The sequence below is a fragment of the Desulfurococcaceae archaeon MEX13E-LK6-19 genome, from assembly GCA_029637525.1.
GTDB lineage: Archaea > Thermoproteota > Thermoprotei_A > Sulfolobales > Desulfurococcaceae > MEX13ELK6-19.
Genome location: CP072660.1, coordinates 885,474 through 902,103, shown reverse-complemented (window position 1 = coordinate 902,103; position 16,630 = coordinate 885,474). Strand labels below are relative to the sequence as shown.

At 37.8% G+C, this 16,630-nt stretch carries 18 protein-coding genes; 11 read left to right on the top strand and 7 right to left on the bottom strand.

Translation table 11 applies throughout. From position 1 onward, the window contains the following. Nucleotides 1-29 precede the first annotated feature (29 nt). On the bottom strand, nt 30-1,757 hold the full coding sequence (locus tag J4526_05105) for a hypothetical protein (GenBank protein ID WFO76212.1): 1,728 nt from the start codon (nt 1,755-1,757) through the stop codon (nt 30-32). 145 nt (nt 1,758-1,902) lie between these two features. Between J4526_05105 and J4526_05100 the strand changes: the two genes are divergently transcribed. The 10 genes from J4526_05100 to J4526_05055 all read left to right on the top strand — a co-directional run bounded on the left by J4526_05100 (nt 1,903) and on the right by J4526_05055 (nt 10,189). After that, the gene (locus J4526_05100; GenBank protein ID WFO76211.1) at nt 1,903-2,784 is read left to right on the top strand and encodes an ATPase; all 882 of its coding nucleotides are present in this window, start codon (nt 1,903-1,905) and stop codon (nt 2,782-2,784) included. A gap of 60 nt (nt 2,785-2,844) precedes the next feature. Next, nucleotides 2,845-3,831, top strand: a complete 987-nt coding sequence (locus tag J4526_05095; GenBank protein WFO76210.1) for an initiation factor 2B — start codon at nt 2,845-2,847, stop codon at nt 3,829-3,831. A gap of 1 nt (nt 3,832) precedes the next feature. Further along, nucleotides 3,833-4,825 (top strand): ribose 1,5-bisphosphate isomerase, encoded by a 993-nt coding sequence (locus J4526_05090; GenBank protein WFO76209.1) that lies wholly within the window; start codon nt 3,833-3,835, stop codon nt 4,823-4,825. A 7-nt stretch (nt 4,826-4,832) separates the two neighbouring features. After that, complete coding sequence (locus J4526_05085; protein WFO76208.1) at nt 4,833-5,165, top strand: hypothetical protein; 333 nt, start codon at nt 4,833-4,835, stop codon at nt 5,163-5,165. 61 nt (nt 5,166-5,226) lie between these two features. After that, nucleotides 5,227-6,564 carry a serine hydroxymethyltransferase gene (locus J4526_05080; GenBank protein WFO76207.1) on the top strand — a complete coding sequence of 446 codons (1,338 nt, stop codon included), beginning with the start codon at nt 5,227-5,229 and terminating at the stop codon, nt 6,562-6,564. A gap of 178 nt (nt 6,565-6,742) precedes the next feature. Then, nucleotides 6,743-7,093, top strand: a complete 351-nt coding sequence (locus J4526_05075; GenBank protein WFO76206.1) for a DUF59 domain-containing protein — start codon at nt 6,743-6,745, stop codon at nt 7,091-7,093. After that, the gene (locus J4526_05070; GenBank protein ID WFO76205.1) at nt 7,072-7,755 is read left to right on the top strand and encodes an HAD family hydrolase; all 684 of its coding nucleotides are present in this window, start codon (nt 7,072-7,074) and stop codon (nt 7,753-7,755) included. The genes J4526_05075 and J4526_05070 overlap by 22 nt, the downstream gene beginning before the upstream one ends. Before the next feature lie 140 nt (nt 7,756-7,895). Beyond that, nucleotides 7,896-9,281: a serine--tRNA ligase gene (gene serS / locus J4526_05065; GenBank protein WFO76204.1), complete on the top strand. Its 1,386-nt coding sequence runs from the start codon at nt 7,896-7,898 to the stop codon at nt 9,279-9,281. A 215-nt stretch (nt 9,282-9,496) separates the two neighbouring features. Beyond that, complete coding sequence (locus J4526_05060; protein WFO76203.1) at nt 9,497-9,709, top strand: hypothetical protein; 213 nt, start codon at nt 9,497-9,499, stop codon at nt 9,707-9,709. 102 nt (nt 9,710-9,811) lie between these two features. Next, a complete protein-coding gene (locus J4526_05055; GenBank protein WFO76202.1) occupies nt 9,812-10,189 on the top strand; it encodes a hypothetical protein in 378 nt (125 codons plus the stop codon). A gap of 425 nt (nt 10,190-10,614) precedes the next feature. Here J4526_05055 and J4526_05050 read toward each other — a convergent pair whose 3' ends face one another. Beyond that, on the bottom strand, nt 10,615-11,466 hold the full coding sequence (locus J4526_05050) for a hypothetical protein (protein ID WFO76201.1): 852 nt from the start codon (nt 11,464-11,466) through the stop codon (nt 10,615-10,617). Continuing rightward, complete coding sequence (locus tag J4526_05045; GenBank protein ID WFO76200.1) at nt 11,438-11,746, bottom strand: hypothetical protein; 309 nt, start codon at nt 11,744-11,746, stop codon at nt 11,438-11,440. The genes J4526_05050 and J4526_05045 overlap by 29 nt, the downstream gene beginning before the upstream one ends. A gap of 355 nt (nt 11,747-12,101) precedes the next feature. Between J4526_05045 and J4526_05040 the strand changes: the two genes are divergently transcribed. Next, complete coding sequence (locus J4526_05040) at nt 12,102-12,839, top strand: VTT domain-containing protein (GenBank protein WFO76199.1); 738 nt, start codon at nt 12,102-12,104, stop codon at nt 12,837-12,839. A gap of 97 nt (nt 12,840-12,936) precedes the next feature. On the opposite strand, the gene J4526_05035 is transcribed toward J4526_05040, so the two are convergent. From J4526_05035 to J4526_05020, 4 genes are read right to left on the bottom strand one after another with little or no spacing between them, the layout of a single operon-like run. Then, on the bottom strand, nt 12,937-13,149 hold the full coding sequence (locus tag J4526_05035; GenBank protein ID WFO76198.1) for a hypothetical protein: 213 nt from the start codon (nt 13,147-13,149) through the stop codon (nt 12,937-12,939). 36 nt (nt 13,150-13,185) lie between these two features. Continuing rightward, nucleotides 13,186-13,839, bottom strand: coding sequence for an MBL fold metallo-hydrolase (locus tag J4526_05030; protein WFO76197.1), 654 nt, complete (start codon nt 13,837-13,839; stop codon nt 13,186-13,188). Between the two features lie 42 nt (nt 13,840-13,881). Beyond that, on the bottom strand, nt 13,882-15,246 hold the full coding sequence (locus J4526_05025; GenBank protein ID WFO76196.1) for a TldD/PmbA family protein: 1,365 nt from the start codon (nt 15,244-15,246) through the stop codon (nt 13,882-13,884). Beyond that, nucleotides 15,243-16,628, bottom strand: coding sequence for a TldD/PmbA family protein (locus J4526_05020; GenBank protein WFO76195.1), 1,386 nt, complete (start codon nt 16,626-16,628; stop codon nt 15,243-15,245). The genes J4526_05025 and J4526_05020 overlap by 4 nt, the downstream gene beginning before the upstream one ends. Between the last annotated feature and the right edge of the window lie 2 nt (nt 16,629-16,630).

Below are 16,630 nucleotides of genomic sequence, written 5' to 3'. Positions count from 1 at the left end.
TGTGAAATAAATTATTGGAAATCATAACTTTATTTTGATCTACCACCTTTCGCTATACTTCTCACTATTAAACCATAAATAACTGCTATTACTACAATGCTGGCCATACCTGCTGTCAGGAACGTAGTTAGAGAACTCGTTTTCTGCTTTTCTGCTTCCAGTTCCTTCTCTAATTCAGCTAGTTTGCTAGTTAGATTTTCATAGTCGGCTCGTACATCACCAAGCTCTTTGTTTAAGTCATTGATTTGTCTTTTTAGGTCCTCTGCAGTCGCATTCAAGATATCATAATCTGTTTTGAGTTTATTGTATTCAACACTCAAACTATGATATTTTTCTAAGAGGGAGACTCCGCCGTATCCTAGGACATTTGATAAACTCATAATGTATCCAAGTACTGTATTGGAGTCAATTGTTTCAACAATGGATTTCTTGTCAATGTTTACTAGAACCAATACACCATTGCCATAGACTATTTTATTAAACGACACTTTATCACTATCTATCAGAATTATTTTCTCACCATTAATCGTTTTTATTGAGAACTCTATATTATTATTCAATAACGCATCCACTAGTGTATCATTATATTTCACTATACCTGGAGTTATTATTGAAGAAGCCTCAATATCTATTAGCGTGTCGTTTGCCTTGGTATAGGTGTACGGAGAGAATAGTACTACTAAGGTTTCATCTTTTCCTAAGTGGTTGTATATAGTTTCTACTAGATCTTCAAGGCCTTTGTAAATTATCGATGTAAGATTATTATTGAACTCCCCATCGTTACTGCTGACTAGTATCCTTTCCGCTTCTTCTATTAACGGGTAATTGATTAGCACCGTTTGTGTTAACCCTGTCTCCGTGAAAACATGACTGACTATATCTTTATAGAATTTTGTTAGTTCCCTTGCTAGGAATAAGAACTCCTCTTTCGTCAAATCATTCATTAATCCTGCTGGTATATGAGGTGTTATGGGTTTGTCGAAGCCTATAGTATTTGCTGAGAATACTTGATCTCTCCTTATAGTTCCTAGTGTAACTAATTTGTAGGTCTCATTATTTATTTTGAAGACATAGAACTTTATGTCATATAATCCTGGTTCTAAGTACTTGGAATTAGTTATATTTAGCGTTATTATCGATGATACATTGTCTTTAATATCGCTTGTCTCATTATCTATCTTAAGCTTTAATGTATTGTTCTCTGCAAAGAGATATATTGTTCCATTAATTAAGTCCCACTTTGTACTTGAGTTTATCTTTAATGTAAACAGTGCTGGTGGTATTTGCTTGTACGTTATATTGTAGTCGAAATTAACTGTATTGTTTATACGTTTAACATCTATGCCATGAATACCTATGAAAACAGTCTTCCATTGCCCCCAAGCATAGTCTACTATGCTTTGATTAACTATAACCCATGGCTCATAGGTTTTGTTCTCACCGGGAACCAAAAGGGTTTTATTGGCTAGAGGTATTCCTTGCTTTAGATCCCATGATATACCGTTGACTATTGATAGTTCATAGTATAAACTAGTGTATGGCGGGAATGGCTCTACTTCTAGTATTGATGATTTGTTCAAGTCTATAATTGATGAATTACTGTAATACTTTATGACATCGTTGTAAGAAAGCCCAGGAACTATTATTACTGCTATTCGTTTATAGGCATGTTCTACTTCATCCGATGAAAGTACTGGAGAGACGAACGTCGTTAATAGCAAAGCTATTACTAGTGCATACACAGCTACTCTATTCATGGGCTACACCCAGTGAATCAATCTAAGTAGGAATAGTAATGTAGGTTACTAAATTAAAAATTAACTTTGGGGTTTCTCTACATGATATAATTGAGGTAATATACAATATCCTATCGTGAAGAGGGATATGAGACGGTGATAGTTAATGATTATACTGGTTATAGGTTTGCTAAGGTATGACGCTGGCAAGACAACATGGGTTATGGAGTTGATCGAGTTATTAAAGGAGTACGGAGTTAAAGCAATACCTTTCAAGCCTGTTGGCGGACATAATGCATGGTATCAATACAATACATTGAAGTATAGTATTGAACTTGGTACACTAGTTGGTGAGGACGCCTATAAACTAGCAAGGGTTTCTGGTTTAACCAACATGATAGAGATACTATCCCCTATTGATATACTCTTAGCTCCTCCTGATCCATCACTTTATGAGAACGACTACAGGAGATATATTGATGATAGTAGTCTTCTAGAAAAACAGGCCGTGCTGGCCCGTATAACGCTTCCATATGGTGAGGTTTATACTACAACACATTATGTGATCGAGGACAATTATGTTAAAACAATAAAGTCCCTAAGAACTGACCTTGAAATTCTCAAGAATAAGATAAAGAACGTTATGAAAACTACTTCGCAAATATTTCTCAAACTACTTGAGTCGCCAACTATTATTAATGGCTTAGCACTAATCCAGGAAAGACTTGAGAAGGAATCAGATGTTCTTGTTATAGAGAGTTTCAATAACGTTGCATTGCCTATACCCTCTGCTATAAAGGCCGATTATGTATTTGTTGTTGCTCCCGGTAAGATATTGTTGTATAAAGGAGATGATTATAGGAGAGCTCTTGCAGTCTATGGTACGGTACCTGGTTTACTGGCATATGAGACAGCACCAGTAATAAGCCTTCTTAAGAACCCTGTACTTGTGCTTGATTGGGAGCCTCGTTTACAAGAAAAACATGTTGTCATAAAGCCTTCTGAAGCTGCTGAGAAAGCTTTATCACTAGTTTTAGAAAAGAGTTGAGCAAATACTTCTTATACACCTCTTTTGACAATAGTATAAATTAACAAGCGGTGGTCCTAAATGGATTTTATTGAAGAACTTAAGAAACATGGTTTTAATATAGGTTTTACAGCAACTGAATACTCCTTAAAGCTTCTCGATGAAATAAGGGCTTCTTTTGAGAAAACAACAGACTATAAGTCATTAGCAAGAGCTTTCATAGACATTGTCGAGAAAACAATGCTTGAAAGACCTACTTCTGCACAAGCCCATAACATATTAAGAGATCTTGGATTGATTATTGCTGAAGGCTATGAGGACAATATAATGTATGATAAGACTAGAGAAAACCTCTTTAAATCCATTGAGCTCTGGAGAAGAAAAGTTGTTGAAGAATGTAATGAAGCCGCATTAATAGCTTCACGAAGACTTCTTGACGGAGAAGTAGTCATGACTAATAGCAGGAGTATATGTGTATTAAAAGCTTTTGAATACGCTGCAAATGAGGGTAAACGATTAACAGTTTATGTTACAGAGTCTAGACCCGGGATGGAGGGTCTTATTACGGCTGAAAAAATTGCTGAGCTAGGACATAAGGTAAAATTGATTGTAGACTCTGGTGCAAGATACTTCATGAAGGATGTTGACAAAGTGTTAATGGGTTCGGAAGCAGTGGCAATAAATGGTGCTGTTATAAGCAAAGTCGGTTCAAGCCTCATAAGCTTGATTGCCTATGAGGCACGGGTAAGAGTATTCTATATTGCACCAACAACGAAGTTTAGTATTGAAACATTATTTGGAGAGCTAGTAAAACTTCCCGAAGGAGACTGGAGAAGACTCATGAGCCCTGATGTATTTGCTTCAATGCCCGAAAACTATAATGCACGAGCACCATTATTTGATGTAACACCACCAAACTATATAGATGGAATTGCTACAGAGCAAGGGCTTTTCGCTCCACAAGCCTTACCTGTTGTATTAAAGGAAGTATATGGTTCCTGGCCTCCTAGCTTGCCTAGTATAGAAGAGGTTGTAGAAAAAGTAAAACAGATTTACCAAGGTGTCTGAAATGGAGGTTCCGCCTAAGGTTCTCGAGATAGCCGAAGGAATAAAGACTATGAGAATACGTGGAGCTGGGAGAATAGCTCGAGCAGCAGCGGAGGCATTAAAAATTGCAGCACTAGAGTACAAGGGCCCTATGAATGAACAGAGCTTCCGGAAATACATGGCACGAATAGCCGACTTAATAATCTCGACGAGACCAACAGCTGTTAGTCTTCCCAATGCTGTTCTTTACGTTATGTACAGATTAATGACTGCTCGCGGGAGCGTCAAGGAGCTTATTGAAACTGTAGTTAATACTGCTGATAGATTCATACAAGAAAGCCTAGAGGCTGTAAAGAAGATTGGCGAAATAGGTGCTCGCAGAATAAAGGATGATGCAGTAGTTTTAACTCATTGCCATAGTACTGCCTCGGTATCAGTAATAGTTACAGCATACAAAATGGGCAAAATAAGGAAGGTCTATAGTACTGAGACAAGGCCATTCTATCAAGGAAGAATAACTATGCGTCATCTACTTGAAGCAGGTGTGCCAGCCACTCAGATACCTGATAGTGCCGTCCGCTACATAATGCATGAAGTAGATCAAGTAGTTGTAGGGGCTGACACTATAGCTAGTAATGGAGCGGTAGTAAACAAGATTGGTACAAGTCAAGTAGCCTTGGCAGCTCATGAAGCACGTGTAAGAGTGTTTGTCGCGGCAGAGACGTACAAATTCTCTCCAGCAACCGTAATAGGCGAGCTTGTGCCAATAGAGTTCAGACCGCCAACAGAAATAGTTAGTGAAGAGTGGATAAAGAAGCATCCAAACATAGAAGTACTCAATCCCTCATTTGATGTAACTCCTCCCGAGTACATTGACGCAATAATAACAGAGAGGGGAGTAATACCGCCACAGGCAGCTATACTGGTGCTCATGGATAGATTCGGCTGGGCTCTCAGTAAGATTAAACAAGGTGAGTTCGCTAGATTAAAGTTTGAAGAGACTATAGAGGAGTAAATCCGGCATGAAGTTTGATCGCCAAGAAGCAATAAATAGAATCATATCTTTAATCGATGAAAGCAAAGACCAATGGAGAAAAGCAGGGTTCTATGGAGACCCTGATGTGCAGAGTATACTAAACTCATTATATGAAAGATGGAACAAAAATAATAGAGAAGGCATGCCGCTTAATTATGCTACCGATGAAGAATTATCTGTTCTTGTTAAGAAGGCCGAAGAATATTCACGAATGCCCGTAGCCGCTATCCAGAGACAATTCTTATTCGGGGAACAACAGGTCACTGAAAAGAAGGAAGGCTTTCTTAAGAAGCTCAAAAAGATCTTTAGTTCTAAATAAAATACAGTAAAAAAGGTTTTATGAAATAAGTTTTTATCATCTATTTCACATATTTTAGTTCTTGAGAGGTGAGACTTTGTCTGAGATTCTTCAAAAACTCCCCTCTGACTTAGCTGAAATACTCGACATAGTTCTTAAACACAATTACTGGCGTGAACGTCAGACAATAAATCTTATTGCAAGCGAGAATAAAATGAGCCCTCTTGCCACGATATTCTATTTGACCGATATGATGCATCGTTATGCGGAAGGTAAACCGTTTAAAAGATACTATCAGGGACTTATTTATGTTGATCAAATGGAAGTAAAAGCAATGGAGCTCATGAGTAAACTCCTTGACACACCCTATGTTGATTTAAGACCTATTAGTGGAACCATAGCTAACGCAACCGCATTCTACTCGTTTGCAAAACCAGGAGATAAAGCATGTGTTGCACCTGTACAAGCCGGTGCTCATGTAAGTCATACTAGGTACGGTACCCTAGGTGCTCTAGGTATTGAACAGATAGAGCTCCCGTTTAGTCTAGAAGAATTCAATATAGATGTTGATAAAGCCGTCAAGATGATAGAAGAAGTTAAGCCAAAGATTGTAACACTTGGCGCGAGCGTATACTTGTTCCCTCACCCAACAAAAGAGCTGGCAGAGGCAGCGCATGCCGTAGGAGCAAAATTGATACACGACGTGGCCCATGTGCTAGGACTTATTGTCGGCAAAGTATGGGAGAACCCATTAAAACTTGGAGCCGATGTATTAACCTCATCCACACACAAGACATTCCCTGGTCCACAGGGAGGCCTCATTGCTACATCTAATGAAGAAGACTACAAGATCATAGCAAAAGTAGTATTCCCAAGATTCGTCTCAAACCACCATCTACATAGGCTACCAGCACTAGCTATTACGGCCTATGAGATGATGAAGTACGGTGAAGAGTATGCTAGACAAATAGTTAGGAATGCCAAAGCACTAGCACAAGCACTAGTAGAAGAAGGATTTAAGGTATTAGCCGAAGATAAAGGATTCACAACAAGCCACACAATAGTAGCTGACGTCAAAGAATTTGGTAGAGGAGCAAAAGTAGCAAAACTACTTGAAGAAGCCAATATAATAGTTAACAAGAACATGCTACCATACGATAGACCTGAAGACATCAAAGACCCAAGTGGTATCAGAATAGGAACACAAGAAGTAACTAGATGGGGTATGAAGGAAAGCGATATGAAAGAAATAGCTAGATTCTTCAGAGAAGTAGTCATAGACAAGAAAGACCCGAAAGAAGTCGGTAAGAAGGTTGCTGAATTCAGAAAAGAATTCATTAAAGTACACTACTGTATCGACATCTCCGACGAAGAAGCAACGAAGTTACTAAAACTAATGATGGATCCACAACCAGTCTAGAATCCTTCTTTTCTTTAGACATATTAACAAATTCATTTTTTAATAACTCTTAGACACATACAACAATTCAAACATACTATTCATCATGATATTAATTATAGAAGATATGTATGAAAATGAAAAACATTATTAGTCATTACATTCATGTAAAAGATTAGATGTTATAATGGTGAAATCAATGGACAATGAAGAATTAAGGAAGAAAATCATAGAAGTTCTCGAAACAATAATTGATCCGGAAATAGGAATTGATGTCTGGAACCTAGGCATGATATACGATATACTGTTTGAGGACAAGAAAAATATCAAAATAAAAATGGCGCTGACAACTCCATTCTGTCCTCTTGCAAACGTACTGCCACTAATGATCAAAGAAAAATTAGAGAAAACCCTCGGGATTAATGTTGATGTAGAAATAGTGTATGACCCCCCATGGACTCCTGAGAGAATGACAGAAAAGGGGAGAAGAATGTTTAAGGAAAGATATGGATACGACATTGTTGAGGAATGGAAACGGAGGAACGTCTAAGTACTATGATACTTTGTGATAATACAAAACTGCTCCTATTTGATCTAGATGGTACACTTGTCGATACAAAAGATGTTATCGTAAAAAGTTTTGTATTAGCCGCACAAAAGATGGGCATAAAAATCGATCCAAAAAGAGTTAGAGAACTTATCGGCTATCCTCTAATGGATGTTGTAAAGGGTTCTCTTCTAGACAACTATGATGAAGAAACTATAGACAGATTTGTCAGACTACGAAAAAGCATTATGGAGCAGCTTTGGAGAAAAGAAGCAAAATTATTTAGTGATGTTATACCTGTTCTTGAAGCGTTGTCGAAACGTAAAGATGTAGTACTTGGGATAGCATCATCTAGTATTATTGAAAGAATTATTGAGATGACAAAATACTTCGGCATTATAAAATACTTCAAAATACTATCTGGTGTGCATAAGGGTGTTAGAGGTAAACCTCACCCCGATGTATTGATATATGCCATGGAAAAGACTGGTATACAACGGGAATGTACAGTCTATATTGGTGATGCCGAAATAGATTGTATAACAGCACGTAATGCAGGAATATCGTTTATATTGATAAATCGTGACTGTTGTGACGTAAAAACATGGAAATATAAACCAGATCTAGTAATTCATTCTCTTCGCGACATACTTTCAGTTATATGAATACCTCTGAAAAACCATGTAGTGTTATTGGCGATTACATGTTTGTTAGGAGATAAAACTATTTATAAACACGAGATAATGTTTCTCCCATAGTATACAGAACCACTACCCTATCCAGTCCATGATCAAGGTGAATTATTTTGAGCTGGAGTATACTAGAACTCTTGAGAAATAACCCGGATAAACTTAAAGAATATGTGAAGAAACGCTTTATGGACCCAAGTATTGTTGATAGAGCTTACGAGCTTGATGTTAAATGGAGAAAAATGCTAACAGAAATACAGAAGCTCCGTCATAAACACAATGAGATCAGTAAAATGATACCCAAACTTAGTGGTCCTGAAAAACAAGAGAAAATCAGGGAAGCAAAAGAGCTTCTCCAAAAACTGGAAGAAATGGAGCGTGAATTAAAAGAGGTTGAAGAAGCTAGACTTAAGGCATTGTACAGCTTGCCCAATATTGTTCATGAAAGCGTGCCTATAGGCCCTGACGATACATATAATGTCCCCATAAGGTTCTTTGGAAAACCCAAAGTCTGGGAAGGACATCTTGAAGCATTCAAGGAACAAACAGAAAAGTATGGATTTAAAGTAGATTATGAGCTAATAGACTGGAAACCTGTTGGACACGCCGACATGCTTGAAAATGTTCTTCAGCTAGGCAATACTATAAAAGCAGGACAAGTTGCTGGAAGCCGTTTCTATTATCTATTCAATGATATAGTATTCCTTGATATGGCTCTACTAGCTTATGCCATAGATTACTTGACGAGCAAGGGCTATGCTCTTGTGCTACCACCATACATGCTGAGATACAAGTATATGATGGGAGTAATCGATATGGATACATTCAAAGACGCTATATACAAGATTGAGGGAGAAGATCTTTATCTAATAGCAACAGCAGAGCACCCCCTAGCAGCACTACATGCAGAAGAAGAAATACCTGAGGAAATGCTTCCACTAAAATACGTCGGGATAAGTCCTTGCTTCCGTAAAGAAGCAGGTGCTGGAAGCAGAGACCTAAAAGGAATATTTAGAGTACATCAGTTCCATAAAGTAGAGCAATTCGTCTATGCTAAACCAGAGGAAAGCTGGGATATCATGGAGGAACTAATAAGTAATGCTGAAGAATTATTTAAAGGACTAGGCTTACCGTACAGAGTCGTCAATATTGCAAGTGGAGATCTTGGAGCACCTGCCGCAAAGAAGTATGACTTAGAAACATGGATGCCTGCACAAGGAAAATACCGTGAGATGGTAAGCTGTAGTAACTGTACTGACTGGCAAGCATATAGGTTAAAGATAAGACTTATAAGAAGAAAAGGCATGGTAAAAGAGTACTTACACACACTCAACAGCACTGCAATAGCAAGTACAAGAACAATAACGGCTATCCTGGAAAACTTCCAGGAACCAGATGGAACCGTAGTTATTCCTAAGGTATTACGGAAGTATCTTGAACCATTTAGTAAAGCACCAAAAGATGCTATTCACCCTGTTAAAAAAGAAAAGCAGAATACATAAAGATATAGCCAAGAATGTTTTGATTATCCTCGTTTTCTTAACACATTCATAAATTCTCTCATTTATCGCATCCATCTCTCATTTGGTAGTAACTTATGAATTAATTGATACATAAAATTTATTGAACCGGAAAAACCTAAAGATATAAAATCAAATTTATAAACTTGTTTTGACTAGATATTAAACTAGATGTTTAAACTTAGGGTTTATATAATATGCTTTATCCACACAAGTACAAACGTACAGTCAAGAAAGCTGCAGAGATATTAAGACAGAACAAATTCTCTAACGAAATAGAAGCCTATGAGATCCTTGTTAAAAACGAGGATCAGCTAGAATTACCTGTAACATGGGATCTCGTGATTGATGCACTGAAAATAATCCGTTCAAAAGAAGAAAAAACCAGGATAAAAATTGCAACACATTGATCCATAATTGAACAAGATCAAGTAAACGTTTCTGGGATAATAAAGAATCTCACCATTTAAAAACAAATTATTTATTGTAACCAAGGAAGTGAGGGATAGCACTTGAGCACCAACGTTATCGACGTACCCAAAGTAGAGATAAAATTGACGCTAGGGTTTAACGAAGAAAGCGAAAAAGCACTAAGGACTGCATGGAAAATTGCCCAGAAGATACTCGAAGAATATGGTGTATGGGTTGAAGTAATCCCTATACATGTCTGGTACCAGGATCCTCTAGGTCTCGAGGTACCTGACTTACCTATAATTGAGGTTAACGGTAGGGTTATGAGTATAGGGAAAGCACCATCAGAAGAGGAGCTAGAAGATGTAATATTGTCTAGAATATATGCGAAAGGAAAACAGTCAACAGACTTATTTGCTCTGGCATCAATACAAAGAAATAATCCTGTTTTTGAGAATGGTGCATGGGTTGAAACATAATTCTATTATTAAATATTTGGTCTTAACCCTTTGTACGATATAATAGAACCTGTTTATTCTCAATAATATATTATCCACCTAAAGTTTATAAGTAGCAAAAACTAATATATAACATGCCGAGCGGTCCACCACCCACAGGAAACTGGAAAACAGTAATACAACAACACCCACCACCGCCTGTAATTCCATGGTCTCTGGCTATGCCCTTGGTTAGTAGGGCTAGTATGTAGGTATTTTTGCAAAGGATGCGGTTCCTGCTTATTCAGGAAGAACGCCAATTTTACTATACAATACTTGTAGCTAAACTGCTAAATTCAACTAATACAACTGCACTCCGCCGGGCGTACAGCCCGGCGGTAGCAGGTAGTAATTAAGTATACATGAAGGGCGGTGGTGGGGTAGGGTGGTGGACCGCGATGAGGCATTTACTTTTTATTAAAAACTCCTCTCAGTTTTAAAGCTATTATTTCAAGAGATTTCCTAATGGCCAATTCTAGGTCATGAGTCAATACGTAGTATATGGCCATTGTTGCCAGGAAAGTATCACCTGCACCTGTTTCATCAACTATTTTGTTTATCGCGGGTGGGTCTACTGTGTATATTTTCTTTGATACTATGATTACTATTGGGTTTTCACCATACGTTATAATCCACATCTTGTCTTTACTATGTTTTTCACAAAGATAGTCGATGGTTTTGGATATTGAATCTATATTCGCCAATGTACTGGCCTCTTTATAATCAGCATGTATGATATCGGCGAGTTCTACATACTCCCATGCAATTTCGTTGTACTTTAGCGAGATTCTAGAGTTATCATCAACAGTCCTTACAAGACCTTGTATGTCTAGTGCTATGTAGTCGGCATAACATCTAGCTTTTTTCATCAGGCTCAAATCAACATCATGATAAACAGGATTTATAATCACCAAATTATATCGGGAACTTGGAAATAGGGTATCAGGAATAACTGTTCCCGGAGATAATAGTTGTAAAAATCGTTCTTTTTCCGTGTAGTCGAGCCTAAATAAAGGTGGTTTTGTTGTTTCTAGTCCATATATTTCGTTAAAGCCTTCGCTCTCAAGAATTTTCCTTTGAACATGAGTTGAGTTGCATAATAAAGCTGGTGTAATATCCATTATTTTTAGTATTTTTGAACTATAGTATACACCACCACCTATGCTTGTCTTAACAAAGCTGCCATCAACATAAATCTCATCTATAGTAACATTACCAACAACTAATACGCTACTCTTCTTCCTCTTCTTCAACAACAACTGGTACAATAACCTTCCTCTCCTTGATCCATTGTTTTTGGTAATGAGATTTTATATGCAGAATTAAATCGCGTTCACTAAAGAAGAATGCTCCTTCTATTTCTTCTTTCTTTTTTGCATTTATTTTGTTCTCTTGATCTTTCTCTAGGCATGTCTTAATAGCATTCAAACATATTGGGCAAGCTATTATTTTTGTAACTTTATCTCTACAAGTCCAAAATCTGATGCCAGCATAATTAACTAGATATGGCTCCCATCTTGGTTCCCATGTTAACGACAATTAACTTCTACCTCTTCATACCTACTTGATATCTGTCTTAAAGGCATAAATCAAATGGGGGTCGCTCCCGGCCTGGCAGTGTCATCGGAAACCTCACTGCCATGGGGCGGGAATAGCTCATCCCCCTCTATTCCTTAGAACCTTCCTATTGGTAATTAAATCTATTGCATTTACGCAAACATAGTTTTAACCAGTGGACGAGAAAAATATTATTGATGAAGAGACCGCCAGTGTCTGAGGATCCGATGAAGAGTCTTCAGCGGATCTGATATCGCGTAGTTAGAGTTTTATTCTTTAGTAATAGATTAGTTAGGAATAAGCACGAAATAGGAGACTATACTGGTGGTGCCTCTAAGTGATATCCGGTGAAGTGTTAAACGAGTTATTACAAACATATGGTTTGCTTGGAGTATTTCTAGTGTCGCTTTTTGGAAACATGATACCTTATTCAACTATTCCTTATTTCTTCTTCATAATAATTTATGCTTCACGTGTACAGGATTGGGTTACGCAACTACTAATAGCAGTACTTGGTGGTTTAGGTGCCGCTATAGGGAAACTAGTAGTATACTATATTGGACGTACGGCTAGAGTTGTAATGAGTCCTGAAACAAGACATAACATGGAATTATTTACTAAAATAGCTGGTAAAGGAATATTTTTAGCTGTATTTATATTTGCTGCACTCCCATTACCTGATGACGTGCTCTATGTTCCCCTCGGGGTATCGGGATATAGTGTAGTAAAATTCTTCATCGCTCTTCTTCTGGGAAAAATAATCATAACAGGTATGGCTGTTTATTTAGGGCAGGCAATGAAGTGGCTTATAGAGGAACCAGCTAATTTGCCATGGTATATTTCTATACCAGTAATGCTCGTAGTCACGTTGCTCCTAACGTACATTGTGATGAGAATAGACTGGGTCAAAGCCGCTCAAATAACAGAGAAAGAGGGTCTAATTAAGGCATCAATATTCATCATAGTAGAGGCATTAAAGATAATTGCATCAATTCCAAAGCTTGTTTATGAGAAGTTCCGTGATTGGGTTGAAAAACCTAACAAGGAAGCTCAGCCGGTTGATCCTTCTTCATAAATACAGCTTATCGGGCCCTCATCATTGCATCTACTACTATAATACGACTAGAAACAACATATAATCTTTTTATTTAAAACAAAAAGCGGATAAATGATCAGGTTATTTCAGGTCTTTTGTTACTATAGATTTTTTCTCTATACCAGGAATCAACTATGTTTCTAACAAGCTTTGATAATCTAATAAGGTTACGTATGTACATCATATCAAAACCTTGCGATTTAAGGGCCTCGAGTGCTATTTTCTCTGCATCATCAAGCTCTCTCACTATATCTGTTATATGGCGGGCATATCGTTTCGGATCATGCATTTTCTTTCATTACCTCTTTAAACTCGACACTTGTATCTATGTTGGTGGCTTTAATATTATTATCTTAGGTGTCTCCATGAGTTCGTCTTCTAGTATGAAGTCATTGCCATCTTTTCTAACAACTTTGATCTTTTTGACTAAAGCAAGGAAGTCATCTATAGGATGCAACGGCAGTATTAAGCCTTTCACCCAGTAATGCATTGGAACAGTTATCTTTGGTAATGTCTTCTCAACAATACTCCATGCCTCCTGGTAGTCTATTGTATAAACACCGCCAACAGGTATCATTAGTACATCAATATCCTTTAGTTCATTAAGGACTTCTTCCGACGGAATATGTCCTAGATCTCCTAAATGAGCTATTTTATATTCTCCAATATTGACGATATATATAGTGTTTTCACCACGTCTCCTACCATTGTACTTATCATGGAAAGTCTTTATACCCTTAACTTTGATGTTGCCAAAATCTGCTTCTCCATAGAACATTTTCAATACGCGTGTAGTCTCCTTTGATACTACTTCTACAGCATTATGGTCAAAGTGATCATGAGAAACAAGTACTAAATCAGCTTTTATATCCGGTCTTGGTAGTCCAATGCTACTGCCATCATGGGGGTCTATAACAATAGTGTATCCATTGGTACTTATTGCAAAACAAGCATGTCCAAACCATCTTATGGTAACCATAATGCCACCAATTATAATTGTGTGTTTAGAGAAAAATAAAGACTAACAACGTGGTATAACATTAACTTCTTCAAGCCTTATGTAGGGAGCTACCCAGTGTCCCTTTTGTTCATAGTCCTTACTGATATACTCTAATTTCTTAAGACACTCATAGATGTTACCAGAGATCATCACGCCACGAACTGGCTTTAATACACCGTTCTCAATGTACCAGGCTGGTGTAGCTACTGCACTAAACTCGCCTGTTTCAGGGTTGCTACTATGAGCACCCTGTAGTCCATAGACTAGTAGTCCTTGTTTTGTTTCAGCAATTATCTCATGACTACTCATATCACCTGGCTTAATAACTAAGTTTGTTGGCGTGATTGCTGGAGTACTTCTATATCCTTGTCTACCAGCATTGCCTGTACTCTCGCCACCATATCTTGCTGCCCAGTATGTATCAAATAAGAAGTTCTTTACAACACCTTTCTCTATAACAATTGTTTCCTGCATAGGAACGCCTTCTCCGTCGAATATACCCGTATACCATCCATGTTTAAGGAGTCCATTATCAATAATTGTCAGCTTCTCTGAGAACACCTGTTGACCAACTTTACCTGCAAGTATGCTTCTTCCGCGAACAACATTATCTCCGCTTATAGCCTCGGCGAGAGTATACGATAGAAGCTCGTCAACAGCTATGGGATAGAGTATTACGGGCATTTTCTTCTGCTCTATTTTTATAGGCTTTAAACTATTTACAGCAAGGTCTTTGAGTTTCTCGACAAGAGGCTCTATAGGCGGTAATGAAACTCTGGATAAGTTGTAATCATAAACAACAGGCGTAACATCGCTTCCCGTTCTCGCCACAATACCTGCTCCTATAACAGCTGTTGTTGCATGCTCAACGTTTGCAACACCATTACTATTCGCAATAGCTACAGTTGACACGCCAACACTAAGACTACCCCATACAACAACTATTCTTTTATCCTCTAGGAACTTCTCAAGCATCAATTTTGTTTTCTCAATAATAGTTTCTTCACTTACCCTTGCAAGTTCAGGATTATAGATCTTTTCCGGTATTTTATAGTCAGCAGGTTGCGGAAAACCTGGCCAATGCTCATCTGGCTCACTAGCCCTAGCAATAGATATTGCTTGCTCTATAGTTTTCTCTAGACTATTTATATCAATTTTATTTGTCGATGCAAAACCTATCCTTTTACCCACAACTACTCTTATGCCAACTCCTGTTTCTGTGACCATATACGATCCAGTAATCCTATTGTTGTTTATGTCTGTGTTTATGCTCTTTGTCTTAACGATAAATACTTCCGCCTCATCGACTCCTTTTTGCATTGCTTTTCTTAATGCAACAACAGCTGTATCATAGATATTTAGTTCTCTTGATATAAGACTACTCATAAACTACCACCCACGAGTATTTTTTCTACACGAACATGTGGACCTCCATCTGAAACAAAGACCGTTTGACCTTTACCGCACCTACCATATCCTATTTCAAAGTCTTTCCCGACACCTGTTATGTGCTTAAGTGTCTCAAGAGTGTTCCCACTTATACTCATGTTTCTAACAGGCTCACCTATCTCGCCATCAATGATCTCATAGGCTTCTTGTACACCAACCTGGAATGTACCATCAAGATTTGCTTGACCGCCTCTAAAACTAACGATGTAGTACCCGTATTTTATTCCTTCAAATAATTCTTCTAAAGTCATATCGCCTGGTTTTATGTATGTTGTTCTCATTCTAATCAAAGGCGGTACATTATAGTCTTCTGCTCTAGCATTCCCCGTTGGCTTAGTGTTTAGATAATATGCGTATCTTCTATCTGTCATTAATTGTCTTAACACGCCATTAACAACTATGTTTACTGGAGTAGCCTCAATACCTTCGTCATCGTATTTAAATGTTCCAAACGCATCAGGTATTGTTGGGTCATCAACTATAGTTACTAGTTCACTTGCTACTTTCTCACCCAGCTTATCCTTTAGGACACTACCCGACATAGTCAAGTCTGCTTCAGCTAGGTGGCCAAACGCCTCATGTATAAAAACGCCGACTATTTCTGGTGCCAGAACAGCTGGGTACACTCCTCCTTTAGGCGTCTTTGCCTTAAACTGCTTCTCCATTTTATCTACAGTAACCTTAGCTAGCTCATTCATATCATATTTCTTGAACAGATAGTATCCTTTCCTAGTACCTATTTCGTGACGTACGGGCGCTAGTATGTCTCCCTCCTTGCCTGTAACCCATAGGTAAAGCCATGTATAGCACTGCTCTTGCTCGATATAGCGTTCTTCACTAGAAACGTATATTGTCTTACCTATAATGTCTGCGTAACGTATTGTTATAGCTTTGATCCTGTTGCTAAGATTTGTAATGGTCTTATTTAATTCAAGTAGATCCCTTATCTTATCGCCTATATCAACGTCTCTTGGATTTACAGCAATATCTTCTTTAACAACATCATGACGACTACTAACTCTATAGAAATTTGTTGATACATTTGCTTCACTTAGTACACGTGCCTGCCTAAGAGCTGAATCAGCAGCCAACCTAAGGCTATCATAGTCAATTTTGCTTACAGCTGAGAAACCCAATGCTCCCTTGTACAAAACCCTAATAGATGCTCCTTTAATTAACGATGTCGATGCTTTATGTACTTTACCATCCTTTATATCAATCGAGTCAACACTATAGTCTTCAACCCTGATATCAACGAAATCGGCTCCCTTGTCAACTATGTACGATACAATTTTATTGAGGATGTCCTGCATATACAACT